The sequence below is a fragment of the Kitasatospora sp. NPDC057015 genome (genome assembly GCF_042673745.1).
GTDB lineage: Bacteria > Actinomycetota > Actinomycetes > Streptomycetales > Streptomycetaceae > Kitasatospora.
Window position 1 is genome coordinate 18,544 of the sequence record NZ_JBHUSG010000070.1, and the last position, 23,936, is coordinate 42,479.

The window sequence follows — 23,936 nt, forward strand, 5'->3', positions numbered from 1 at the left end:
GCGGTCACCCCAGGCGCAGAGTCACCCGTTCGGAGTCGATCCGCTTCTCCCACTGATCGGCCGTCAGCGAGTCGGAGTTGCGGCACAGCACCACCGAGGCGCCGGCCGCCAGCGGTGCCAGCAGCCCGGCCTCCAGGCCGGTCCAGTCCTCGTAGCCGAGGGTGGACAGCACCCGGTCGCCGGGGCCGATGCCGAGCCTCGCCGCACCCTCCCGGGCCAGCTGGACGGTCTGCTCGCCGGTGAGCTTCAGCGGGAGGCCGTCCACCACCGTCTCCAGCGCGGGCGCGTCCGGCGGCACGGGGGAGTACGGCGCGAAGCGGTCGCCCTGGCCGGGCACCTCCGCGGCGTAGTCCAGGAAGCCGTCCGGGCGCTGCGGGAAGCGGCCGCCCAGCGGGCGCAGCGCGAGGGCGACCCGCTCGCCGGTGCAGGCCTGGGCGGCCTCCAGCCCGTCCGGGCCGCTGACCACCAGATCGGCGTCGGCCGGGTCGCCGGCGGGGGCGGCCGTCACGCCCACCGACCAGCAGGCCAGCAGCCAGACGGCGCTCTGCCAGTGGGCGGGGAGGAGGAGCACGGCGCGGTCGTCGGGCCCGGCGTTCAGCTCGTCCTGGAGCAGGTTGGCGGTCTTGGCGACCCAGTTGTCGAAGGTCCGGGCGGAGAGCTCGACTCTCTCGCCGGTCGCGTCGTCGTAGAAGGTGACCAGCGGGAGTGAGGGATCCGCAGCGGGAGTGCCACCTCGCAGATATGCGTGCAGCAGCTCGACAGGGGTGCGGGCATCGGCAGCGAAAGGCGCAGTCATGGTGCGCCCCAGCCTACGGCCTAGGGGGTCGCCACCGGGAGGGGTGACGGGCCCCGCAAGAACCGGCGTGGCGTCAGAAACCGCTGCCCGGCAAGGCTCACGGCGTCTCCCGGCGGATGTGATCTTGGGCACCCCGGCCCTCCCGGGCCGTCCGCCCGCTCCGCCGCCCGCCCGGACGGCCCACGGACCGCCCCCGGAGCGGCCCCTCCGCAGGTCAGGCGACCGGGCCCGGAGTGCGCACCAGCAGCTCCCGCAGCTCCGCGGTGAGGGCCCGCGCCAGGTCGGGGCGCCCGTCGTAGCGGGCCGGGGTGTTCTGCAGCAGGGCGATCCGCCAGCCGGCGCCCCGGTTGACGGCGATCACCGTGTGCAGCGCGTTCAGCACCGGATCGATGTCCTCGGCGCCCGGCGGCACCAGGCCCGCGACCGCGTCCAGCTGCGCCGCCCCGGCGGCCAGCGGACGCACCCGGCGCACCTTCGCCACGTACGCGGGCGTCTCGTGCTCGGCGAGGACCCGGCCCACCTCGGCGGCGATGCCGGAGCGTCCGACGTGCCGGCTGCCGTCGAACCCGATGGCCTCGCCGTCCTGCGCGAAGGGCCCGGCGAAGGCGGCGCCGTCGCGCAGGTTCCAGCCGTCGAGCACCCGGTGGTAGAGCCCGCGGACGGCGCTCTCGTCGCCGGGGGAGAGGTCCGGCAGCCGCGTATCGTTCATAGGTCCATGGTCGGCGAAGGCGACCCGGCGGGACAGCGGAGCAGCCCCGGCGTGGCGGCCCGGAGCACAGGAGGTGCGCGCGGTGACGGAGGAAGCGGTACGGCACTGGCGACCGGGATTCCCGGTGGACCCCGGCCGCGCCCTGCTGCCGCTGCGCCGCGGACCGGGCGACCCCGCGTACCGCCGGACCGGCGACGGCGCCGTCTGGCGCGCCTCCCGCACCCCCGCCGGCGTCGGCACGCTGCGGGTGCTCGGCCGCCCGGCCACCGGCGAGGTCGAGGCGAGCGCCTGGGGGCCGGGCGCCGACTGGCTGCTGGAGCGGCTGCCCGCACTGCTCGGCGCGGAGGACGACCCGGCCGCCCTGGTGCTGCCGCCCGGCCCGCTGCGCGACGCCCAGCGCCGGCTCGGCGGCGCCCGGCTGGGCCGGACCGGGCTGGTCATGGAGTCGCTCGTCCCCGCGATCCTGGAGCAGAAGGTCACCACCGACGAGGCGTACCGCGCCTGGCGCACCCTGCTGCGCGACTTCGGCACCCCGGCCCCCGGGCCGGTGGAGGGCATGCGGGTGGCGCCCTCGGCCCGCGAGTGGGCGCTGCTCCCCAGCTGGGAGTGGCACCGCGCGGGCGTCGACCCGAAGCGCTCCGCCACCGTGGTGCGCGCCGCCCGGCTGGCGCCCCGACTGGAGGAGGCCTCCGGCTTCGACCACCACGAGGCCTTCGCCCGGCTGACCACCGTGCCCGGCGTCGGGATCTGGACGGCCGCGGAGACCCTGCAGCGCAGCAACGGCGACCCCGACGCGGTATCGGTCGGCGACTTCCACCTGCCGAACCTGGTCGGCTGGGCGCTGGCCGGCCGCCCCCGCAGCGACGACACCCAGATGCTGGCCCTGCTGGAGCCCTACCGCCCGCAGCGCCACCGGGTCTGCCGGCTGCTGCTGGCCACCGGCGGCCACGCACCGCGCTACGGCCCGCGGCTGGCGCCCAACGACCACCGGGGGCGGTGACGTCCTGCTGCTCCAAGCCGTCCAGGTCGGAACGGGTGGGACGGGTGCCGCACGCCCTGACCCGCGCCGCCTCAGCGCACGGTGACGAAGGCGTCCGCCGTGCGCTCCGGGCGCTGGCGCGGGGCCTCGGCGGGGCGGCCGACCGCGACGGCGCCCATCGGGTCCCAGTCGGCGGGGAGGTCGAGGACGGCCCGGACGGTGTCGCGGCAGAACATGGTGGACGAGACCCAGGCCGAGCCGTAGCCCTCGCCGGTGAGGGTGACCAGCAGGTTCTCCACGGCGGCGCCGATCGCGACGGTGAACATCTCCCGTTCGGCGGCGGCCCGGCGGGCGTCGGGGTAGGCGTGCGAGCCGTCCATCACCAGGCAGGGGACGACCAGGTACGGCGCGTCGCGCAGGACGTCGCCGCGGGCCGTCCGACGGGCGATCTTCGCGTCGTCCCAGCCGTCCAGCTCGCGCAGGTCGCGCTGCCAGGCGGCGAGCATCGCGTCCAGCAGGCGGGTGCGGACCTCGGGGCTCTCCAGCAGGACGAAGCGCCAGGGGGTGGTGTGGTGCGGGGCGGGCGCGGTGACGGCGGCGGCCACCGCCCGGCGGACGGCCGCCGGGTCGACCGGCTCGGCGGTGAACGAGCGGACGGTGCGCCGCAGCGTGACCGCCTGGCGCAGCGCCTCGGAGGTGCCGAGCCGGAACATGTCGTCGGCGGCCGGGCGGACCAGCGGCCGGGTGCCCTCGCCGTCCTCGGTGGTGACCAGGGCGGCCAGGCCGCGGACGACGGCCACCGGCGTGCCGGTGGCCTTGCCCTTGACCAGGTCGCCGGCGGCGGCGAGTTCGTCGGCGGTGGCGGTGACGGTCAGCGCCAGCTCGTTGCCGTGGCTGTCGGTGCGCCCGCGGTGGTCCTCCAGGACGGGCAGGCCGGCGGCGCCGATCGCGACGTCGGTCAGGCCGTTGCGCCAGGGCCGGCCGAAGGTGTCGGTGACGACGACGGCGAGCCGGCGGCCGGTCAGCTGCTGGAGCCGGGCGCGCAGGGCGCGGGCGGAGGCGTCCGGGTCCTCGGGCAGCAGCAGCACGGTGCCGGGGGCGGTGTTGGAGGCGTCCACCCCGGCTGCGGCCATCACCAGGCCGTTGCGGTTCTCGACGATCCGGGCCGGGCCGCGCCGGGCCACCACCCGGACGGTCTCGGCGTCGATGGCGGCCTCGCGGTCGGCGGCGCGCAGCAGCCGTCCCTCGGCCTTGCTGACGATCTTGGAGGTGACGAGCAGGATGTCGCCGTCCTCGAACTCGCCGGCCTTGGCGATCAGTTCGGCCAGGTCCGCGCCGGCGTCGATCTCCGGCAGGCCGGTGACCGGCAGGACGTGCAGGCTCACCGGCGGACCTGCTCGGCCAGGGCGAGCGCCTCGCGCGCCATCGCGGCCGTCGCGTCGGTGTCGGTCATCAGCAGCGGGATCGCCCGGCAGCTGATGCCGGCGGCCTCGACCGCCGCCACCACGGCCTGGTCGGCGGTGTCCACCAGCCAGCCGTCGAGCAGGCCCGCCGGTCGGCCGCTGCCGCCCGGCGCGCCCCTGCCGCCGTAGTGCAGTGCGACGGCGTCGGCGGTGGCCTCCACCCCGACCGCCGCCAGCACCTTGTCGGCCATGCCGCGCACCGGCGCGCCGCCGATGATCGGGGAGAGACCGACCACCGGCGCCGTCGCCGCGGCGACGGCCTCCCGGATGCCGGGCACGGCGAGGATGGTGCCGATGCTGACGACGGGGTTGGACGGCGGGAGGAGGATCACGTCGGCGGCGGCCAGGGCCTCCAGCACGCCGGGCGCCGGCTTCGCCGTGTCGACGCCGACCGGGACGATCGCCTCGGCGGCGACGGCGGCGTGCAGCCGGACCCAGTACTCCTGGAAGTGCACCACCCGGGGGCCCTGCTCGTCGGTGATCCGCACGTGCGTCTCGACCCGGTCGTCGCTCATCGGCAGCAGCCGCACGCCGGGCTGCCAGCGGTCGCAGAGCGCCTCGGTGACGGCGCTCAGCGGGTAGCCCGCGCCGAGCATCTGGGTGCGGACGATGTGGGTGGCGAAGTCACGGTCGCCGAGCCCGAACCACTCGGGCCCGACGCCGTACGCCTTCATCTCGTTCTTGATCGACCAGGTCTCGTCGGCCCGGCCCCAGCCCTGTTCCTCGTGGATGCCACCGCCGAGGGTGTACATCACGGTGTCGAGGTCCGGACAGACCTTCAGTCCGAAGAGGTGGATGTCGTCGCCGGTGTTGCCGATGACGGTGATCTCGTCCTGAGGGCCGACGATCTCCTTGAGTCCGCGCAGGAAGCGCGCTCCGCCGATTCCGCCTGCCAGTGCCACGATGCGCATGCGTCCATCCTGCCAGGCGGACGGAGTGTCAGTGCGCGCCGGCCGGGTCGGGCCTGCGGCGGACGGGCTGCGCCTCGGGGGTGACCGGCACGCCGTACTGGTGCATCTCGGTCAGACCCGGCGAGTAGAGGTGGATGCTGACGGCGGGTTCGAGCGAGGCGTTGACGACCTCGTGCAGGTAGCCGGAGGAGAACACCCGCTGGCCGCCCGGGCGCAGGGTGCGCGCACCCTCGCCCGCGTGCGTGAGCGAGCGCTCGACGAGCTCGCCGGCGACGACGGACATCACCCCGGAGGAGTCGCCGTGGTCGTGGAAGCCGCTGCTCTGGCCGGGCAGCCAGCTGAGCAGCCAGACCTCGTAGCCGGGGCCGGTCTCCAGGCGGGCGTACCAGCGGGTCAGGGCGTCGTAGCGGACCAGCGGCTCCCAGCGGGCGCGGTCGGCGGCGATCTCGCGGACGAGCTGGGCGTACCCGGCGACGGTGGTGGGGTGCTGGGGCAGGTCGGTGCGGGCCAGGTGCGGGAAGGCCAGCGGGTCGCCGGCGATGGAGACGTCGCTGAGGCCGTCGGCCCAGGGGTGGACGGTCGCGGTCGCGGTCGCGGGCGACGGGATGAGGAGGAGGCGGCTGTGCTTGTTGCGGTCGCGGTTCCGCTTGCGGATGCGGTTCATTCGCATGGGATCGTCCTCGGAGGGCGGCTGGTTCGGAAGGGATCAGCCGGATCCGCGGGTGTCCTGGGGCGGGAGCGCGGGCGGCCTCTGTGGTCCTGGGCGGCGCGCGGTGGGACGCGAGCGCCTAGATACAGCAGGAACAGAGGCGACAACAGGGGAAAGAGTGCGCGGCACGGCGGAGCTCGGCCTGGCGGCTCCGGGGGGCGGCGGACTCTGACATACGGGCAAGGAGACCGCAAGAGGTACGCCTGTGTCAACCCGTTCCGTCGGACATTGGGGGTGCAGAGCTCATGAACCACCGGATGGGGTGATAAATCACCCTCTATGTTTCGATGTGAAGATCGCCGGGAAGGCAGCCCGATGACCGGTTCGGGCGGTGTCCACCCCTCGGAGCCGGTCTCCCGGAACCCTCGTCGGCCCGGTGGGCGTCCCTCCCCGTGAGGGATGGTCAAGATCGACGCGTCCCGTGGTGACCACGGGTCAGCGGACAAGCGCTTGAGGGCGGTTCGAGGGCATCCGGGCCGGAAGTCGGCGATGTCCGGATATGTACACTATTCGTAACGGCTTGGTGCCGGGGAGTGAATCCTCGACCCAATACCAGAGCTCGGCTTGACTGGGCCAGAGTGACGCAACTGTAATTTCACTCGTGTCGTTCAGCCGCACCCGGTAGCGGCAACACGGGGACGCCAAGAGGGGCAGAGGAGGCGCGCCACATGAGCGAGCTCTTTGAGCTGTTGATCGGTGAGGGCATCGAGGAGGAAGAGGAGGAGGAGTTCGGTTGGCAGGAGCGTGCACTGTGCGCCCAGACCGACCCCGAGTCCTTCTTCCCGGAGAAGGGCGGCTCCACCCGGGAGGCCAAGAAGGTCTGCCTCGCCTGCGAGGTGCGCTCCGAGTGCCTGGAGTACGCACTCGCCAACGACGAGCGGTTCGGGATCTGGGGTGGCCTCTCCGAGCGCGAGCGCCGGCGGCTCAAGAAGAGCGCGGTCTGAGCCCCCGCGGCCTCTGACCGGGCGGCGCCAGCCGCCGCCGGCGGCCCGCCGACCACCACCCACACTGTGCCGGCGCCCCACCATTCGGTGGGGCGCTCATGCATTCCCGGACCACCACCGCAACCGCCACTGCTCGGACACCGCTGACACCGACGGCCGCGAGAGCGGTTAGTGTGGTGCGCCATCCGGGTGCCGCTGCTCCCGGCCCGCGCAGCGCCGCCCGCCCCGGCCGTGGAACGGCCCGCCCGGACCGGCACCGCGCACCAACCGCCGTGCACCGGCTGCATCCACCGGCTGCATCCACCGAAAAACTGGGGCCAGCGCACTCGATGACTGTCTACAGCCACCAGAGCGGCTTCTCAGCTGCCAGGCCGCCCGCGTACCCGCGCCACCTGGTCACCGCCGTGATCGTCTCCCACGACGGCGCCCGCTGGCTGCCGCAGGCCCTGGCCGGCCTGCTCGGCCAGGACCGTCAGGTGCAGCGGATCCTCGCCGTCGACACCGGCTCCACCGACGCCTCCCCGCAGCTGCTCGCCGACACCCTCGGCGACTGGCTCCCGGACACCGGCCCGCTGATCCTCGCCCGCCGGGCCGGCTTCGGCACCGCCGTCGCCGACGCCGTCTTCAACAGCCCGCCGCTGCGCCCCGAGGACCTCCCCTACAGCCTCGACCCCTCCGGGTACGACCCCGTCACCGGAGGCTGGGACGACTTCGGCGACCCGCTCGGCACCGAGGACGAACTCGGCCGCGGCGGCCCGCGGGAGACCGCGCCGGTCGAGTGGCTCTGGCTGCTGCACGACGACTGCGAACCGCAGACCGACGCCCTGCGCCGACTCCTCCAGGTCGCCGACTCCACCCCCTCCGCCGCCGTCGTCGGCCCCAAGCTGCGCAGCTGGTACGACCGCCGCCAGTTGCTGGAGGTCGGCGTCAGCATCGCCCGCTCCGGCCGCCGCTGGACCGGCCTCGACCGCCGCGAGCAGGACCAGGGCCAGCACGACCAGGTCCGGCCCGTCCTCGCCGTCTCCACCGCCGGCATGCTGGTGCGCCGCGACGTCTTCGAGGACCTCGGGGGCTTCGACAAGGCCCTCCCGCTGATGCGCGACGACACCGACTTCTGCTGGCGCGTCAACGCGGCCGGCCACCGGGTGGTGATCGCCCCCGACGCCGTCCTGCGGCACGCCGAGGCCGCCAGCCGCGAACGCCGGGCCATCGACTGCGCCTCCGCCCACCCGCACCGGGTCGACAAGGCAGGCGCCGTCTACACCCTGCTGGCCAACTCCAAGGGCCTGCTGGTGCCCTACGTCCTGCTGCGGCTCGTCCTCGGCACCCTGCTGCGGGTCGTCACCAACCTGGTCGGCAAGGACCCCAAGCAGGCCTTCGACGAGATCGCCGGCCTCGGCCACGAACTGATCCGGCTGCCCCGGATCCTGCTCGCCCGCAAACGCCGGGCCCGGACCAGAGCCGCCGAACCCGGCGACGACCGCACGCTCTTCCCCGCCCCCGGGGCCACCGCCCGGCTCGCCGTCGAGGGCGTCATCAGCTCGCTCGGCATCGGCGGCGCCGACGACTCCGGCGCCGGCCGGCACGGCTCGGTCGAGGCCGGCCCCGGCGACGAGGACTCCGAGGACCTGGTCGTCGAGCAGTTCGCCCTGCTGAAGAAGCTCGCCCGACGCCCCGCGCCGGTGCTCTTCGCCGGTCTGCTGGTCTTCGCCCTGGCCGCCTGCCGGACCCTCTTCGGCAGCGGCTACCTGCTCGGCGGCGCCCTGCTGCCCGCCGCCGACGGCGCCGCGGGCCTGTGGGGCATGTACGCCGGGTCCTGGCACCCCGTCGGCACCGGATCCACCGCCACCGCCCCGCCCTACCTCGGCGTCCTGTCGGTGTTCTCCTGGCTGCTGTTCGACCACGCCGACCTCGCCCTGACGCTGCTGGTCGTGCTCGCCGTCCCGCTCGCCGCCGTCAGCGCCTACCTGGTCTCCCGGCCGCTGCTCGACTCCAAGCTCGTCCGCGCCTGGGCCAGCGCCACCTACGCCCTGCTGCCCGCCGCCACCGGCGCGCTCGCCCAGGGCCGGATCGGCACCGCCGTCCTCGCCGTCCTGCTGCCGCCGCTGGCCCGCGCCGCCGCGATCACCGTCGGCCTCGGCATCCGCGCCGAGACCGCGGCCAAGGGCGCCCGACCCGGCTGGCGCAGCGCCTGGATGACCGTCCTGCTGCTCACCCTCACCACCGCCTTCGTGCCGCTGGCCTGGGCCCTGGCCGTCCCGCTCAGCCTCGCGGCGCTCGCCGTCGCGGTGGCCCGCGGCGGCGCCTTCGGCTCCGGCCTGGACGCGCTGCGCCTGCTCGGCCTGCGGGTGCTGGTCATCCTCGGGATGCCCGTGCTGGTGCTCGCCCCGTGGTCGCTGCACGTGCTGGCGCACCCCTCGCGGCTCCTGCTGGAGGCCGGCCTGCCCGGCCCGAGCGGCCACCCGGCGACCGCGCTCGGCCTCGTCCTGGTCAACCCCGGCGGCTCCGGCGTCCCGCCGGTCTGGCTCTCCGCCGGCGTGGTGCTGGCGGCCCTCGCCGCGCTGCTGCGCGCCGACCGCCGGCGGGCCGTGCTCGCCGCCTGGGGCGCGGCCGCGGCGGGCATGGTCTTCGCCGTCGCGGTGGCCGGTTCGGCCGTCACCCCCGCCTCCGGCGGCGCCGCCGTGCCCGCCTGGGCCGGCCCCGCCACCCTGCTCACCGGCATCGCCCTGCTGGCCGCCGCCGCGATCGGCGCCGACGGCGCCAACGCCCGCGTGGCCGGGATCGCCTTCGGCTGGCGCCAGCCGGTCGCCGCACTGGTGGTGGCCGCCGCCGGGCTGGCCCCGCTGGGCACCGGCGTCTGGTGGGCCGTCAGCGGCGCGGACGGGCCGCTGCGGCGGGCCGCGGTCGCCCAGGTCCCCGCGTTCATCGCGGAGGAGTCCGGGACCACCGACCGCTCCCGCACCCTCGTGCTGACCGGTGACGCCGACGTCGCCGCCGTCCGGTACGCGCTGGTCCGCGGCGCCGGCCTGAGCCTCGGCCAGGCCGAGGGCACGGTCGCGGCCGACGGCTCCGGCAACGGCCTGACCTCGCTGGTCGGCAACCTGCTGGCCGGCTCCGGCGCCGACCAGGCGAGCGCGCTGGCCGGCTACGGCATCGCGTACGTGCTGGTCGAGGACCCGATGATCGCCAAGGCCAGGGAGGTGCTCGACTCCACCCCCGGCCTGACCAAGGTCAGCCAGGACGCCGGCCGGGCGCTCTGGCAGGTCAGCGGAGTGCCCGCGACCCGCGCCGTGATCACCGCGCCGGGCACCGTCCCCGTGGCGGTCCCCTCCGGTGAGCGCGACCTCTCCACCACCGTGCCGGCCGGCCCCGAGGGCCGGGTGCTGCGGCTCGCCGAGCAGGCCGACCCGGGCTGGACGGCCACCCTGGACGGCACCGCGCTGGAGTCCGTGACCGTCGACGACTGGGCGCAGGGCTTCAAGCTCCCGGCCGCCGGTGGCAAGCTGTCCGTCACCCGCGAGGGCAGCGCGGCGCACACCGGCTGGATCTGGGCCCAGCTGCTGATCGGCCTGACCGTGCTGGTGCTCGCCCTGCCCGGGCGGCGCAACCACAACGACGACGACCTCCCCGAGGAGGTGGTGGCCGCCGCCGCGCTGGCCGCCGCCGCCCAGGCGCAGGCCCCCGCACCCGGCAGCCGCCGGGCCCGTCGGATGGCCGAGCGCGGGGAGGGCGACGGCGTTGCCGGGGACGACGCCGGAGTGTACGAGGGCGGCTCCACCGGAATCCCGGCGCAGCCCACCGGCACACCCGAGCCGCTGAGCGCCGCCGAGGCGGCGGCGCAGAGCGCCGACCCGTACGCTGGCGGCTACGCGGACCCGTACCAGGAGCAGGCCTACCAGCAGGCCGACCCGTACAGCTGGGACCCGTCCCAGGGCGCCGGCCGCCAGGGCGGCGGGGGCTACCCGTACGGGGGCCAGCCGCAGCCCGCCGCCGCGCCGTACGGAGGCCAGGACGGCTACCAGCAGCAGCCCTACCAGCAGGCCGGCTACGACCAGCAGGCCGGTTACGACCAGTACCAGCAGTACGGCTACGACCCCTACCAGCAGCAGCCGGGGGAGCAGCAGCCGTGGGTGCCGGGCCAGCCGCAGGGCGAGCCCTACTACGACCCCAACGACCCCGATCAGCGGGGCGACCAGGGCCACCCGTACCCGCACCACAACGGATCGGGGAGCTGACCCGCGATGAAGAAGCCCACGTTCAGGACCTCCTCGGCGAAGGCCACCGGCCCGTCCGCCCCGTCCGCCGAGCCCGACTCCGCCGCGCCCTCCGCCCCGCCCGCCGGGGCGGACGGCGGCCGGACCACGCCCGGGGGCGGCAGCGGCGTCACCCGGACCACCCAGTCGCTGCTGGCCGCCGCCGTGGTGCTGGCCGCCGTGTTCGGCATCGCGGAACTGCGCCCGCCCGCCGGGACCGAGCCGGTGGCCGGATCCGCGACCACGGCCCAGGTCGAGCGGACCGCACTGGTCTGCCCGCAGCCCCTGCAGGGGCTGACCGGCACCACCACGCTGACCGCGTACGCGCCGCCGGGCGCCACCGCCACCGGCGGCAGCGGGTTCGCCGCCGACCTCGTCCCGCCGCCGGCCGCGCCCACCGCGACGCCGTCGGCACCGGCCGCGTCCGCCCCGGCGGCTCCCGCCACGCCCGCCGCCCCGGCCCCGGCCGCCCCGAGCCCGGACGCGGCCCCGGCCGACGCCCGGCTGGCCCTCACCAAGCCCGGCGTCCCGTTGGCCGCCCCGGCCGCCAACGGCGACACCGCGCCCGGCAGCTTCGGCACCGCCACCGGCGCGTACGCCCCGGGCTTCACCATCGGCCAGACCACCACCGTCACCGACCAGCGCGGGCTCGGCCTCTCCGGCGTCACCTGCGGCGCGGCCGGCACCACCTTCTGGTTCGCCGGCGCCAGCACCACCGACGGCCGCACCGACTACGTCAGCCTGACCAACCCGGGATCCGTCGCGGCCGTGGTCGACCTCAAGCTGTACGGCGACAAGGGCAAGATCGACAACGAGGCGGCCGGCGGCATCACGCTCGCCCCGGGAACCTCGCAGTCGCTGCTGCTCTCCACCCTGAGCAAGGGCCCGGTCGCCGACCTCGCGGTGCAGGTGGTCGCCCGCAGCGGGCGCGTCGGCGCCGCGCTGCACGCCGCCGACGGCAACAAGGGCGCGGACTGGGTGCCGGCCTCCGCGGCCCCCGCCGCCGTCCAGGTACTGCCCGGCCTGCCGGCCGACACCGCCTCGGCCCGCCTGGTGGTGGCCGCGCCCGGTGACGACGACGCCGACCTGAAGATCGAGCTCTCCGGCAAGAACGGCTGGTTCACCCCGGCCGGCAACGAGTCGATCCACGTCAAGGCCAGCATGGTCGCGGCCGTCGACCTCGGCAAGGTCACCCGCGACGAGCTCGCCTCGCTGCGGGTGTCGCCCAGCGACGAGAAGCACCCGACCCCGGTGGTGGCCGGCGTGCGGGTCGACCGCGCGGACAAGGGCAAGTCCGACGCCGCCTGGCTCTCCGGCGCGGTGCCGGTCGGCAAGCGCGCCACCGTCGCCGACAACCGGTCCAAGGCCAGCACGCTCTACCTCACCTCGACCGGCGAGGCCGCGACCGTCCGGGTCACCTCCTCGGCCGGCAGCGGCGGCGGCACCCCCGCCACCCAGGACGTGCAGATCCCGGCGGGCGGCACGGTCGGCCTGCCGGCCCCCGAGCCGGCCGGGCTGAACGGCCCCTTCGCGATCACCCTGGAGACGGTCTCCGGCGGCCCGGTGGTCGCGGCCCGGATGCTCGTGCTGCCGGTCAAGGACGTGCCGATGTTCACCATCCAGTCCTTCGCCGACGACCGCAGCACCGTCCGGGTGCCGCACGCGGGGCAGGACCCTGGCCTGCTGGTCCACTGAGATCCGCGCACAGCTGTGGGGCCCCGGAGGGGCGGTCGCCGACCGCCCCTCCGGGGCCCGCGGTGTGTCGGGGCGGCCGAGGCGCGTCTAGGCGGCGCGTCGGACAAGGCCGGGAGCGTCCCGGGCCACGTCACGGCGTACCCGGAGACCGGGGTGCGGGGCGGCGACGGGAGGTCAGCGCGCGGCGTACCGCGAAGTCACCCCTCGTCGTACCGCGAGGTCACTCCTCGTCGTACCGGGGATCGATGGCGTCCGGGGACATCCCCAACAGGTCGGCCACCTGCTCGATCAGGATCTCGTGCACCAGCGCGGCCCGGTCCTCGCGCGACTTCGCCCGGATCTCCACCGGCCGCCGGTAGACCACGATCCGGCTCTTGCGGCCCTGCTGGGCCGGCTGCACCCGGCCGAGCGGCACCCCGCCCTCGGGATCCTCCCCGCCCTGCCCCGGCTGCGGCACCTCCTGGACGGCGAACTCGACGTCGATCAGCTGCGGCCACCGCCGCTCCAGCCGCTCCACCGACTCGCGCACGTAGTCGTCGAAGAGTTCGGATCGGGTCAGCGAGATCGGCACCTGAGGCGGCGCCAGCGGACCGCGCAGGCCCCGGCCGTGCCGGTCGCGGTGCCGGGGCCTGCGCGCGGGGCCCGGTGATGACTGAGGTGCGGAGCTCTCCATATCACCGTCGAGCGTAGTCCTTGCACGCTCCGAAGTGGACCACCCCGGCACCAACTCACCACCCCGGGTCACCACCCGGGCGGGCCCGGCCGCCACGACACGTCGCACTCACCGGGGGCGGGTCTTCGCTCCCCGGCGGTGAGTGCGGTACCGTCCACCCTCGTGAGCTCTGTACGTCGTTGTTCGCGGACCGCGTGCGGCCGGCCGGCCGTCGCGACGCTGACGTACGTCTACGCGGACTCCACGGCCGTCCTCGGCCCGCTCGCCACCTACGCCGAGCCGCACTGCTACGACCTCTGCGCCGAACACGCCGAACGCCTCACCGCCCCCCGTGGCTGGGACGTCGTCCGCCTCGCCGCCGAGACCGGCCCGCTGCGCCGCAGCAGCGACGACCTCGAAGCCCTCGCCAACGCCGTCCGCGAGGCCGCCCGCCCGCAGGAACGCACCCCCCGTCAGGCACGCGGCCCCGAGGGCGATCCCACCGAGGCCGGGCGCCGCGGGCACCTGCGGGTGCTGCGGTCGCCTGATAATTAGGCTCGGCTCGCCTCCGGGGCTGCTTGTTTGGGCTCGGCTCGCCTCCGGGGCGCTTTGATCCGGTGCCGACACTCGTCGCTCCGTCGCTCTCCGCCAGCCTTCGGCCGGGAGGTGCCCCCACCGCTCCCTCCCGCGCTCTCTCTCCCAGCCTTCGGCCGGGGGTGCCCCCATTTCGGCACCGGCGCGTCCCTTCGGCTCGCTCGCGGGTGGTGGCCTTCCGGAGGGTCACGGCGTTCGGGGTGGTGCGTTGCTGCGCGGGGCGTGAGGCCGGTGGGTCGGCCTGTGGTCGTGGGCGTCGACCCGGTGGCACCGGCTGTTCGGGCAGCCCCGGTACGCTTCCCCCTGACCGAGCCGCCGTCACCGGCTGTGCCCGGACGTATCGTGACCAGGGGCGACCAGCCCGCAGACCGGAAAAAGCAGGGTGGAGCCGTAGTGCGCGACCTCAAGCAGCTCGTGAAGGCGTACGACGTCCGGGGCGTCGTGCCGGACCAGTGGGACGAGAGCCTGGCACGTGCCTTCGGCGCCGCCTTCGTACGCGTCACCGAGGCGACCGCGATCGTCGTCGGCCACGACATGCGGCCCTCGTCGCCCTCGCTGAGCCGGGCCTTCGCCGAGGGCGCGGCCGGCTACGGCGCCGACGTGGTCGAGATCGGGCTCTGCTCCACCGACCAGCTGTACTACGCGAGCGGCAAGCTGGACCTGCCCGGTGCGATGTTCACCGCCAGCCACAACCCCGCCGAGTACAACGGCATCAAGCTGTGCCGTGCGGGCGCGGCGCCGGTCGGCCAGGACACCGGCCTGACCGAGATCCGCGAGCTGGTCGAGTCCTGGACCGCCGAGGACGACACCGTCACCGTCCCCGCCGCGGACGTCAAGCCCGGCGCCCTCTCCACCCAGGACAGCCTGCGCGGCTACGCCGACCACCTGCTCGGCCTGGTCGACCTGACCGCCATCCGCCCGCTCAAGGTCGTGGTGGACGCCGGCAACGGCATGGGCGGCCACACCGTCCCGACCGTCTTCGACGGCCTGCCGCTGGACCTCGTGCCGATGTACTTCGAGCTCGACGGCACCTTCCCCAACCACGAGGCCAACCCGCTCGACCCGAAGAACCTGGTCGACCTCCAGGCCAAGGTCGTGGAGACCGGCGCCGACATCGGCCTGGCCTTCGACGGCGACGCCGACCGCTGCTTCGTCATCGACGAGCGCGGCGAGCCCGTCTCGCCGTCCGCGATCACCGCGCTGGTCGCGGCCCGCGAGATCGCCCGGGCCCGGGCGGCCGGCGAGGAGAAGCCGACGATCATCCACAACCTGATCACCTCCTGGACCGTCCCCGAGGTGGTCCGCGAGCTGGGCGCCGAGCCGGTCCGCACCCGGGTCGGCCACTCCTTCATCAAGCAGGAGATGGCCGTCACCGACGCCGTCTTCGGCGGCGAGCACTCCGCGCACTACTACTTCCGCGACTTCTGGCGCGCCGACACCGGCATGCTGGCCGCCCTGCACGTGCTGGCCGCCCTCGGCGGGCAGGACGGCACGCTGTCCGCGCTGACCGCCGAGTACGACCGCTACGCGGCCTCCGGCGAGATCAACAGCACCGTCGCCGACCAGGCCGACCGGGTCGCCGCGGTCCGGGCCGCCTACGGCGAGCTGCCGGGCACCGCCGTCGACGAGCTGGACGGCCTGACCGTCGCCGGCCAGGACTGGTGGTTCAACCTGCGCGCCTCCAACACCGAGCCGCTGCTGCGCCTGAACGCCGAGGCCAAGGACCCGGCGAAGATGGCCGAGGTGCGCGACGCCGTGCTCGCCATCGTCCGCGCCTGACCCGCGGCCCCGGGCAGCCGGCACCGGATGCCGCCCGCCCGCGGGCGTCCGGGGCCTGACGCCGCGACGGCTGACACCGTCGCGGCCGGGCCCCGGCTCTGACCTCCCGGGTGCCCCGGCCGGTAGGGTTGCCCTCGGCCGGGGCACCGTCCTGCCGCCCCTCCCCGCGAGATCTGGAGCCTGACGCCCAATGAAGCTGGAACCCTTCCTGCTGGAGATCCTGGTCTGTCCCGAGTGCCGGGCGCCGCTCGCCGAGGGCGGCACCGAGGAGCAGCCCGAGCTGGTCTGCACCGGCGACAGCTGCGGGCTGGCCTACCCCGTCCGTGACGGCATCCCGGTGCTGCTGGTCGACGAGGCCCGCCGCCCGGCCTGAGGCCCGGCACCACGGTTCCCCGAGGCCGGGCCCCACGGGCCGGGCGCTCCGGGGGCCGCCGCCCGGCAGCGGGCCGCCCCACCCCGTCGGTAGCTCCACCTCTCAGTCGGAGGCCAGCGCATGCTCGACGACACCCTGCTCGACGACCCGGCCGCCCTGCAGCGCGCCGACCACGACCACGCGCTGCTCGCCCTCGCCGGGGCGGGCGCCCGGGTGCGCACCGCCCTGCGGCTCGCGGACGCGGCCGGCGTCGCCGCCCTGCGCCCCGACGGCCGCCCGCGCGGCGTCCTGGTGGCCGGCCACGGCAGCGCACTGGCCGCCGCCGAGATCCTGGCGGCACTGGCCGGCACCGCCTGCCTGGTCACCGGGCTGCCCCCGGCCGACGCCGGCCCGGTCGCCCGCGAGGACCGCCGGCTGCGCGCCACTCCCTCGTTCGCGGCCGGCATGACCTGGCAGCTCCCCGGCTGGGCCGGCCCGATCGACCTGCTGGTCATCGCCTCCGCCGACGGCGACGAGCGCGGGCTGGTCACGCTCGCCGAGCAGGCGTACGCCCGTGGCTGCTCGATCGTCGTGATCGCCCCCGACGGCAGCAGCCTCGCCGAGGCGGCCCGGCAGGTCCGCGCCCTGCCGCTGCCCTTCGTCCCGTCCGCACTGCCGGAGCGTGAGGAGCCGACGGCGCCGGAGGGCCGGGAGTCCGCCGGGTACCGACCGGCCGAGCCCGACCTCCCCGCCGAGGACCCGGGCGCCCTCTGGGCGTTCCTCGCGCCGCTGCTCGCGCTCACCGAGAAGACCGGCATCACCCAGCTGCCGCCCGGCTCCCTGCCGGCCACCGCCGACCGTCTGGACGAGAGCGCCGTGCGCTGCCGCCCCGACGCCGCCGCGTACACCAACCCGGCCAAGAGCCTGGCCGCCCGGCTGTCCGGCACCGTCCCGCTGCTCTGGGCGGAGGGCCCGCTGGCCGGCGCGGTGGCCGGCCGGTTCGCCACGCAGCTCGCCGAACGCGGCGGGCGCCCCGCGCTGGCCGGACTGCTGCCGCAGGCCCTGCTCGCCCACCGGGGCATGTTCGTCGGCCAGTTCGGCGGCGGCGCCGACCCGGACGACTTCTTCCGCGACCGGATCGACGAGCCGGACCCGCTGCTGCTCCAGGTCCTGCTGCTGCGGCACACCCCGGGCCGGTCGCTCGCCGACCCGGACGCGGACGGCGGCGCCGACACCGACGGCCCGTACGAGCAGCCGGCCGACGACGACTCGCCGCGCGGCGTCGCCGTCTCCCGGGCCCACCGCCTGGCCGCCGCGCACGAGGTCAGGCTCACCGAGTACGCCAGCGGCCGGACCGATCCGCTGCACGCGCTGGCGGACCTGGTGGCCCTGACCGACTTCGCCGCCGTCTACCTCGGTCTGGCCGCCGCCGGCGGCTGAGCCGGCCCGCCGTGCGATCCGGCGGGCCCGCCGCCGTGCACGGACGCCACGACGGGGTAGCCGGGGGGCAGGGCAGAGCCCGGCCGCCCCCAGCGACCGGGATACCGTATGCGCTCGTCAGCAGAGCGCAGGCCGAAGCACCGGCCCAGTCGGAGGGAACGAACCCGAGCATGAGTACCGAAGGCGGGACCAAGGCACTGGTGGCGGCACTGTCCGCGAACCTGGCGATCGCGGCGGCCAAGTTCACGGCCTTCGGCTTCACCGGCTCCTCCTCGATGCTCGCGGAGGGCGTCCACTCGGTCGCCGACTCCGGCAACCAGGTCCTGCTGCTGATCGGCGGCAAGCGGGCCCGCCGCGAGGCGGACGAGCAGCACCCCTTCGGATACGGCCGCGAGCGCTACATCTACGCCTTCCTGGTCGCCATCGTGCTGTTCAGCGTGGGTGGCCTGTTCGCGATCTACGAGGGCTACGAGAAGATCCACGACCCGCACGAGCTGCACGGCTGGTACTGGGCCGTCGGGGTGCTGGTCTTCGCGATCCTGATGGAGGGCTGGTCGTTCATGACCGCCATCCGGGAGTCGCACAAGGCCAAGGGCCGGCTCGGCTGGGTGGAGTTCGTCCGCCGGGCCAAGGCGCCCGAGCTGCCGGTGGTGCTGCTGGAGGACGCCGGCGCGCTGATCGGCCTGGTGCTCGCGCTGTTCGGCGTCTCGCTGACGGTGATCACCGGCAACGGCGTCTGGGACGGCATCGGCACGCTCTGCATCGGCATCCTGCTCGTGGTCATCGCGGTGCTGCTGGCGGCGGAGACCAAGTCGCTGCTGCTGGGCGAGTCGGCCGAGAAGGACACCGTCCAGCGGATCCGCGAGGCGCTGGTCGACCACGACTCCGTCACCCGGGTGATCCACATGCGGACCCTGCACCTCGGGCCGGAGGAGCTGCTGGTCGCCGCCAAGATCGGGGTCAACGCCGAGGACAGCGCCGCCCAGGTGGCCCAGGCCATCGACGCGGCCGAGGTCCGGGTGCGGCGCGCCGTCCCGATCGCCCGGGCGATCTACCTGGAGCCGGACATCTACGACGCCGAGAAGGCCGCGGCCGGCGACGATCCGCTGGCCACGCCGGGCGGCCCCGGCCCGGACGGCGCCCACTGACCCCTGGCGGCACCCGTCGCGGACCACCGCGAACGACCCCTCCGACGGCCCGCGCGGCCGGGTTCCGGCGGCCGGATCCGGCCCTACGGAGCCCGGCGGTGCGGGCCGTCGGTGTAGATTCGTCACCAGTGCCAAACGTCGCTGCTGATGGCGGTCGATCGGCGCGGCGCGGTCCGTCCGCGCCGCCGGTCGAGGGAGAGAGGTCCTCCGACGGATTGTGCCGTGCAGCTGGGAGCCGGCCCCGCCGGTGCCCCGGGCGTCGCCGCGCACCCCGTGGCCCCGCCGTGCTGCGACGCACACCGGACCTTGGCCCACGCCCCACCACCACGCAGCGAGGAGCTCACGCATGTCGTCGAACACCACCGGTGACTTCAAGGTCGCCGACCTCTCCCTGGCGCCGTTCGGCCGCAAGGAGATCCAGCTCGCCGAGCACGAGATGCCCGGCCTGATGTCCATCCGCAAGGAGTACGCCGCGGCGCAGCCGCTGGCCGGCGCGCGGATCACCGGCTCGCTGCACATGACCGTGCAGACCGCCGTGCTGATCGAGACCCTCACCGCGCTCGGCGCCGAGGTCCGCTGGTGCTCCTGCAACATCTTCTCCACCCAGGACCACGCGGCCGCCGCCATCGCGGTCGGCCCCGAGGGCACCGTCGAGAACCCCTCCGGCGTACCGGTGTTCGCCTGGAAGGGCGAGACGCTGGAGGAGTACTGGTGGTGCACCGAGCAGGCGCTGACCTGGCCCGACGGACAGACCCCGAACATGATCCTCGACGACGGCGGTGACGCCACCCTCCTGATCCACAAGGGCGTCGAGTTCGAGAAGGCCGGCTCCGCGCCGGACCCGTCGACCGCCGACAACGACGAGTTCCGGATCATCCTGGAGCTGCTCAACCGCACCCTCACCGAGTCGCCGAGCAAGTGGACCGAGGTCGCCGCCACCATCAAGGGCGTCACCGAGGAGACCACCACCGGCGTCCACCGGCTGTACGAGATGCACCGCGACGGCAAGCTGCTGTTCCCGGCCATCAACGTCAACGACGCCGTCACCAAGTCGAAGTTCGACAACAAGTACGGCTGCCGCCACTCGCTGATCGACGGCATCAACCGCGCCACCGACGTGCTGATCGGCGGCAAGGTCGCGGTCGTCTGCGGCTACGGCGACGTCGGCAAGGGCTGCGCCGAGTCGCTGCGCGGCCAGGGCGCCCGGGTGATCATCACCGAGATCGACCCGATCTGCGCCCTGCAGGCCGCCATGGACGGCTACCAGGTCACCACCCTGGAGGAGGTCGTCTCGATCGCCGACATCTTCATCACCACCACGGGCAACAAGGACATCATCCTCGCCTCGCACATGGAGCAGATGAAGCACCAGGCGATCGTCGGCAACATCGGCCACTTCGACAACGAGATCGACATCGCCGGCCTGGCGAAGCTCGAAGGCGTCGTGAAGACCGAGGTCAAGCCGCAGGTTCACGAGTGGCGCTTCGCGGACGGCCACACCATCATCCTGCTGTCCGAGGGCCGCCTGCTGAACCTGGGCAACGCGACCGGCCACCCGTCCTTCGTGATGTCCAACTCCTTCGCGAACCAGACCATCGCGCAGATCGAGCTCTTCACCAAGACCGAGCAGTACCCGGTCGGCGTGTACGTCCTCCCGAAGCACCTGGACGAGAAGGTCGCCCGCCTGCACCTGGACGCGCTGGGCGTGAAGCTCACCGTCCTGTCGCAGGAGCAGGCCGACTACATCGGCGTTCCGGTGGAGGGCCCGTACAAGGCGGACCAGTACCGCTACTGATCCACGGGTCCGCTGATCCACGGGTCGGCTGACCCGCTGATCGCGTGATCGCCCTACGGCCGGTGTCCCCGTGACACCGGCCGTAGCCGTGCCCCGGCCGCCCCGCAGCCCTGCCGTCCCGCAGCCCTGCCGGAGCGGCACCCGGCCCGACGTAGGCTTCGGTCCATGCCCAACGGCCGGTACTCGATCCACACGTCCGCCACGCCCGGACACGACCGCGTCCTGCTCGGCGAGGAGCGGTTCAGCTGCGCCCCCGGCCCTGCCGGCTGGCGCTACGTCTCCAAGACCTACGCCCCCGACGGCAGCACCGTCGGCACCGTCGACCTCACCCTCGACTCGCGCTGCCGCCCGCTGCGCCTCGAACTGCGCGCCGGAGGCTGGCAGGTGCGCGGCGGTGCGGTGGACGGCGTCGCCTGGGTCCGCACGGACGCCGCCGACCCCGCCGGGCCGCACGCCGCGGAGGGGCACGACCGCGCCCACGGCTTCGCCGGCACCTCGCCCGCCTTCCTGATCGCCACCGCCCGGATGCTGCGGCTGCGGCAGGGCGCGAGCACCCGGGTGCGACTGGTCGGCTTCGGCGAGCCCGTGCTGGCGCCGCGCACCTTCGACCAGGGCTGGCTGCTGGAGGGCACCGAGACGCACGACACCGACTCGGGCCCGCTGCTGGTCGAGCGCTACCAGGTCACCGACCTGGAGACGGGCGAGCAGCAGCTGGTCCACCTGGCCGGCGACGTGGTGCTGGCCGCTCCCGGCATCGAGCTGGAGGAGCTGGCCTCGCCGCCCAACGCGTGGCCGGCCGAGTTCACCGGCTGAGCCGGTAGGGGCGCGACCGTCACGCGACCGTCAGGACGGCGGGGCGAAGCCGGTCGCCGGCGGCTGCGGAGCGGCCGGTGCCGGTGCCGGGGGCGTGACGGGCGGGTTGGCGTGGGCCGGGGACGGCATGGCCGCCGGTGCCGGGATCGGGATCGGTGTGGAGTGCGCCGGCGGGGCGGGCGCGGGGGCTGCCTGCGCGGCCCAGCCGGCGGGTACCTGGGCCGGCGCCGGGGGGTGCGGTGCGGGGGAGTGGGGCGCGGGGTGGTGCGGTGCCGGCTGGCCGGGCTGCCCGGGGAAAGGCCGGCCCGGGTAGGCCTGGACGGGCTGGCCCGGGTACGGGAAGCCGTACCCCGGCTGTTGCGGCGGTCCGAACGCCCACGGCGCCGGCTGCTGAGCGCCCGGACCGGTGACCTTGGCCCACTCCCGGCGCTGGCGCTCCGCCAGCAGAGCCCCCAGATAGGCCGCCGGGTGCACCCCGACCGGGGCCGGGTGGCCGGTGCACGCGACCATGTCGGCGGTCAGCCGGGCGACCATGCTCTGTGCGATCTGCGGATCCAGCTGGGTGAGGCGGCCCAGCAGCTGCCGAACCGCCAGCCACAGCCCCTCCGGGACCGCGGAGAGGTCGAGCGCCACGAGCTCGCCGCCCAGCGCCTGCATCAGCTGCGGCGGCAGCGGCGGCAGGGACACCCCGCCGCGGCCGGCCCCCGGCACCCGCTCACGGACCACCAGGGTGCCCGCGAAGACGTCGCCGAGCCGGCGTCCCTCCTCGGAGACCAGCGAGCTGATCGCGGCCGGTATCCCGCTGAAGGAGATGATCTCGAAGAACCCGATCAGCCCGCGGACCAGCGCGTGCCGGAACCGGATGGGACCGCCGTCACGCCGGACCACCCGAAGGCCCAGCGCCAGCTTGCCGAGCGAGCGACCGCCGGACAGCGTCTCGATCATCACCGGAAGGCCGACCAGGAAGAACACCGTCAGCGCGAGCATGAGCGCGACCGCGGCGGCGTCGTCGATGTCGGGAGCGACGAAGGCCACGACGACGATCGCCAGCAGCAGGCCGCCGCCCTCCACCACCAGGTCCACGGCGACGGCCAGCGCGCGGCTCGGAAGCTTTGCCGCCCGCAGGCCGAGGACGACCGCCTCACCCGTCACCAGGTCGCTCACAACATCCGTCCGTTCCACTGCGTCGCCGGTGGGGAGAACGACCGTCCGACCGGCCCGCGCAGACCCGCCCCCGGAATCCCGTGGTCTGCCGCCGCCAACATACGGGGAGCCGTGCCCGCCCGGGAAGTGCGATTCGCCGCCCCCTGCGGACGCGGCACCGCTCTCTGGCAAGCTAGCGCCTGCCCGACGACCGCAACCCGGACGGCCCACCCGTCAGCACCGCACCGCCTGGTGGCTCGGACCCGCTCCACTCGCTTCGCCCGCTCCACCCGCTCCACCCGTCTCACTCCGCCTCCTCCCGTCGATCATGGAGCGTGCCGCATGGACCTGGACGTCTTCGTCACCACTCACCAGGCGGAGTGGGCCCGACTGGACGCCCTCAGCCGCACCCGCCGGCTCACCGGTGAGCAGGCCGACGAGCTGGTGACCCTCTACCAGCGGGCCACCGGCCACCTGGCCAAGGTCCAGGCCGCGGCGCCCGACCCCACCCTCGAAGGCCGGCTCACCACCCTGGTGGCCCGCGGCCGCGACGCCGTGACGGGCAGCCGGAGCAGCGGCTGGCGCGACGTCGGTCGCTACTTCGCGGTCAGCTTTCCCGCCACCCTCTACCGCGCCCGCCGCTGGTGGATCCCGATCGCGCTGGTCTCCCTGCTCGCCGCCGCCCTGGTGGCCTGGTGGGTGGCCAACCACCCCGAGGTCCGCGACAGCCTCGCCGCTCCCGCCGAGCTCCACGAGATGACCAGGCCCGGCGGCGCGTACGAGGCCTACTACTCGGACCGTCCGGCCAGTTCCTTCGCGGCGCAGGTGTGGACGAACAACGCCTGGGTCGCCGCGCAGTGCCTGATGTACGGCATCTTCTTCGGCCTCCCGGTGCTCTGGGTGCTGGCCGGCAACGTGATCAACCTCGGCCTCGGGATAGGCCTGATGGCCTCCGCCGGCCGGCTGGACCTCTTCCTCGGCCTGCTCCTGCCGCACGGCCTGCTGGAGCTGTCGGCCGTCTTCGTGGCCGCGGGTCTGGGGCTGAGGCTCGGCTGGACGATCGTCGACCCCGGCCCGCGTGACCGCCGGACGGCGCTGGCCGAGGAGGGCCGCGCCATCATCGGCGCCGTCATCGGACTGACCGTGGTGCTTTTCGTGAGCGGTCTCCTCGAAGCCTTCGTCACCCCCTCCGGCCTCCCCACCTGGGCGCGGATCACCATCGGCGCGGTCGCCGAGGTGCTCTTCCTCCTCTATGCACTGGTTCTCGGCCGTCGGGCGGCGGCCGACGGAGAGTTCGGTGATGTGGACGCGGCCGATCGGGCGGACCTGCAACCCGTCGCCGCCTGAGCGGATGTGCTCGGACCACCCCTGACCTGCTAGTCTTCTGACATCCCGCACGAACCATTGACGTGGTCCGGGTGGGCTAGTAGACTCAAACGGTTGCGTCGGACTGGACAACGGTCGGGCGCGGGCGCTAGTGTCCACGACACCGCCAAATTCGGGACAGAATGCATTTACGGATGCCTGCTCGATTCGGTAAATCCCTGAACTGAGCACACCGAAACCTTTGATAGGCTTCGGAGCGAAGTTGAAGGAAAGCCCCCTCAGCGGGAATTCAGAGAAACAAGCGCCGGTCAAACCGGCCGAGCGGATCTGATAAGCTGAGAACACGAAAGAACGAAGCGCCCGGAGAGTTCACGAGAGTGGCTCGAAGGAAGTGTCCGTTCCTTGAGAACTCAACAGCGTGCCAAAAGTCAACGC

At 74.6% G+C, this 23,936-nt stretch carries 19 protein-coding genes; 12 read left to right on the top strand and 7 right to left on the bottom strand.

The features are described from left to right. Positions 1-4 precede the first annotated feature (4 nt). Both ACFTWP_RS38435 and ACFTWP_RS38440 read right to left on the bottom strand, forming a co-directional pair. On the bottom strand, positions 5-796 hold the full coding sequence (locus ACFTWP_RS38435; protein ID WP_380269798.1) for a TIGR03089 family protein: 792 nt from the start codon (positions 794-796) through the stop codon (positions 5-7). A 214-nt stretch (positions 797-1,010) separates the two neighbouring features. Next, entirely contained in the window at positions 1,011-1,505 is a 495-nt protein-coding gene (locus ACFTWP_RS38440) for an SgcJ/EcaC family oxidoreductase (RefSeq protein ID WP_380269800.1), read from the bottom strand. Between the two features lie 82 nt (positions 1,506-1,587). On the opposite strand from ACFTWP_RS38440, the gene ACFTWP_RS38445 reads away from it, so the two are divergent. Beyond that, a complete protein-coding gene (locus ACFTWP_RS38445; RefSeq protein WP_380269802.1) occupies positions 1,588-2,505 on the top strand; it encodes a DNA-3-methyladenine glycosylase family protein in 918 nt (305 codons plus the stop codon). A gap of 71 nt (positions 2,506-2,576) precedes the next feature. Here the strand turns inward: ACFTWP_RS38445 and ACFTWP_RS38450 are convergent, their stop codons facing one another. Genes ACFTWP_RS38450 through ACFTWP_RS38460 form a run of 3 tightly spaced genes read right to left on the bottom strand, consistent with a single transcriptional unit; the run spans position 2,577 to position 5,528 of the window. Then, positions 2,577-3,869 (bottom strand): coenzyme F420-0:L-glutamate ligase, encoded by a 1,293-nt coding sequence (locus tag ACFTWP_RS38450; RefSeq protein WP_380269804.1) that lies wholly within the window; start codon positions 3,867-3,869, stop codon positions 2,577-2,579. Beyond that, positions 3,866-4,858, bottom strand: coding sequence for a 2-phospho-L-lactate transferase (gene cofD, locus ACFTWP_RS38455; RefSeq protein ID WP_380269806.1), 993 nt, complete (start codon positions 4,856-4,858; stop codon positions 3,866-3,868). Before cofD ends, ACFTWP_RS38450 begins: the two co-directional genes overlap by 4 nt. Before the next feature lie 28 nt (positions 4,859-4,886). Then, positions 4,887-5,528 carry a cysteine dioxygenase gene (locus tag ACFTWP_RS38460; RefSeq protein WP_380269808.1) on the bottom strand — a complete coding sequence of 214 codons (642 nt, stop codon included), beginning with the start codon at positions 5,526-5,528 and terminating at the stop codon, positions 4,887-4,889. A 707-nt stretch (positions 5,529-6,235) separates the two neighbouring features. Between ACFTWP_RS38460 and ACFTWP_RS38465 the strand changes: the two genes are divergently transcribed. The 3 genes from ACFTWP_RS38465 to ACFTWP_RS38475 all read left to right on the top strand — a co-directional run bounded on the left by ACFTWP_RS38465 (position 6,236) and on the right by ACFTWP_RS38475 (position 12,459). Further along, complete coding sequence (locus tag ACFTWP_RS38465; RefSeq protein ID WP_380269809.1) at positions 6,236-6,511, top strand: WhiB family transcriptional regulator; 276 nt, start codon at positions 6,236-6,238, stop codon at positions 6,509-6,511. Between the two features lie 329 nt (positions 6,512-6,840). Next, positions 6,841-10,746, top strand: a complete 3,906-nt coding sequence (locus ACFTWP_RS38470) for a glycosyltransferase (RefSeq protein ID WP_380269810.1) — start codon at positions 6,841-6,843, stop codon at positions 10,744-10,746. Positions 10,747-10,752: 6 nt separating this feature from the next. Beyond that, positions 10,753-12,459: a DUF5719 family protein gene (locus ACFTWP_RS38475; RefSeq protein WP_380269811.1), complete on the top strand. Its 1,707-nt coding sequence runs from the start codon at positions 10,753-10,755 to the stop codon at positions 12,457-12,459. 220 nt (positions 12,460-12,679) lie between these two features. Here ACFTWP_RS38475 and ACFTWP_RS38480 read toward each other — a convergent pair whose 3' ends face one another. Further along, positions 12,680-13,132 (bottom strand): metallopeptidase family protein, encoded by a 453-nt coding sequence (locus ACFTWP_RS38480; protein WP_380269812.1) that lies wholly within the window; start codon positions 13,130-13,132, stop codon positions 12,680-12,682. A gap of 162 nt (positions 13,133-13,294) precedes the next feature. Between ACFTWP_RS38480 and ACFTWP_RS38485 the strand changes: the two genes are divergently transcribed. The 7 genes from ACFTWP_RS38485 (at position 13,295) to ACFTWP_RS38515 (ending at position 21,032) form a co-directional block, all read left to right on the top strand. Then, on the top strand, positions 13,295-13,666 hold the full coding sequence (locus ACFTWP_RS38485) for a DUF3499 domain-containing protein (RefSeq protein WP_380269813.1): 372 nt from the start codon (positions 13,295-13,297) through the stop codon (positions 13,664-13,666). Positions 13,667-14,098: 432 nt separating this feature from the next. Next, positions 14,099-15,484: a phosphomannomutase/phosphoglucomutase gene (locus ACFTWP_RS38490; protein WP_380269814.1), complete on the top strand. Its 1,386-nt coding sequence runs from the start codon at positions 14,099-14,101 to the stop codon at positions 15,482-15,484. A gap of 190 nt (positions 15,485-15,674) precedes the next feature. Further along, positions 15,675-15,857 carry a Trm112 family protein gene (locus ACFTWP_RS38495; RefSeq protein WP_380269815.1) on the top strand — a complete coding sequence of 61 codons (183 nt, stop codon included), beginning with the start codon at positions 15,675-15,677 and terminating at the stop codon, positions 15,855-15,857. A 120-nt stretch (positions 15,858-15,977) separates the two neighbouring features. Further along, a complete protein-coding gene (locus tag ACFTWP_RS38500; RefSeq protein WP_380269816.1) occupies positions 15,978-17,276 on the top strand; it encodes an SIS domain-containing protein in 1,299 nt (432 codons plus the stop codon). A gap of 170 nt (positions 17,277-17,446) precedes the next feature. Then, positions 17,447-18,424: a cation diffusion facilitator family transporter gene (locus ACFTWP_RS38505; protein ID WP_380269817.1), complete on the top strand. Its 978-nt coding sequence runs from the start codon at positions 17,447-17,449 to the stop codon at positions 18,422-18,424. A 346-nt stretch (positions 18,425-18,770) separates the two neighbouring features. Then, entirely contained in the window at positions 18,771-20,219 is a 1,449-nt protein-coding gene (gene ahcY, locus ACFTWP_RS38510) for an adenosylhomocysteinase (protein WP_380269818.1), read from the top strand. Positions 20,220-20,384: 165 nt separating this feature from the next. Continuing rightward, on the top strand, positions 20,385-21,032 hold the full coding sequence (locus ACFTWP_RS38515) for a hypothetical protein (protein ID WP_380269819.1): 648 nt from the start codon (positions 20,385-20,387) through the stop codon (positions 21,030-21,032). Between the two features lie 30 nt (positions 21,033-21,062). Here ACFTWP_RS38515 and ACFTWP_RS38520 read toward each other — a convergent pair whose 3' ends face one another. After that, positions 21,063-22,196, bottom strand: a complete 1,134-nt coding sequence (locus tag ACFTWP_RS38520; RefSeq protein ID WP_380269820.1) for an RDD family protein — start codon at positions 22,194-22,196, stop codon at positions 21,063-21,065. 321 nt (positions 22,197-22,517) lie between these two features. Between ACFTWP_RS38520 and ACFTWP_RS38525 the strand changes: the two genes are divergently transcribed. Further along, entirely contained in the window at positions 22,518-23,522 is a 1,005-nt protein-coding gene (locus ACFTWP_RS38525; protein ID WP_380269821.1) for a stage II sporulation protein M, read from the top strand. The last annotated feature ends 414 nt before the right edge of the window (positions 23,523-23,936 follow it).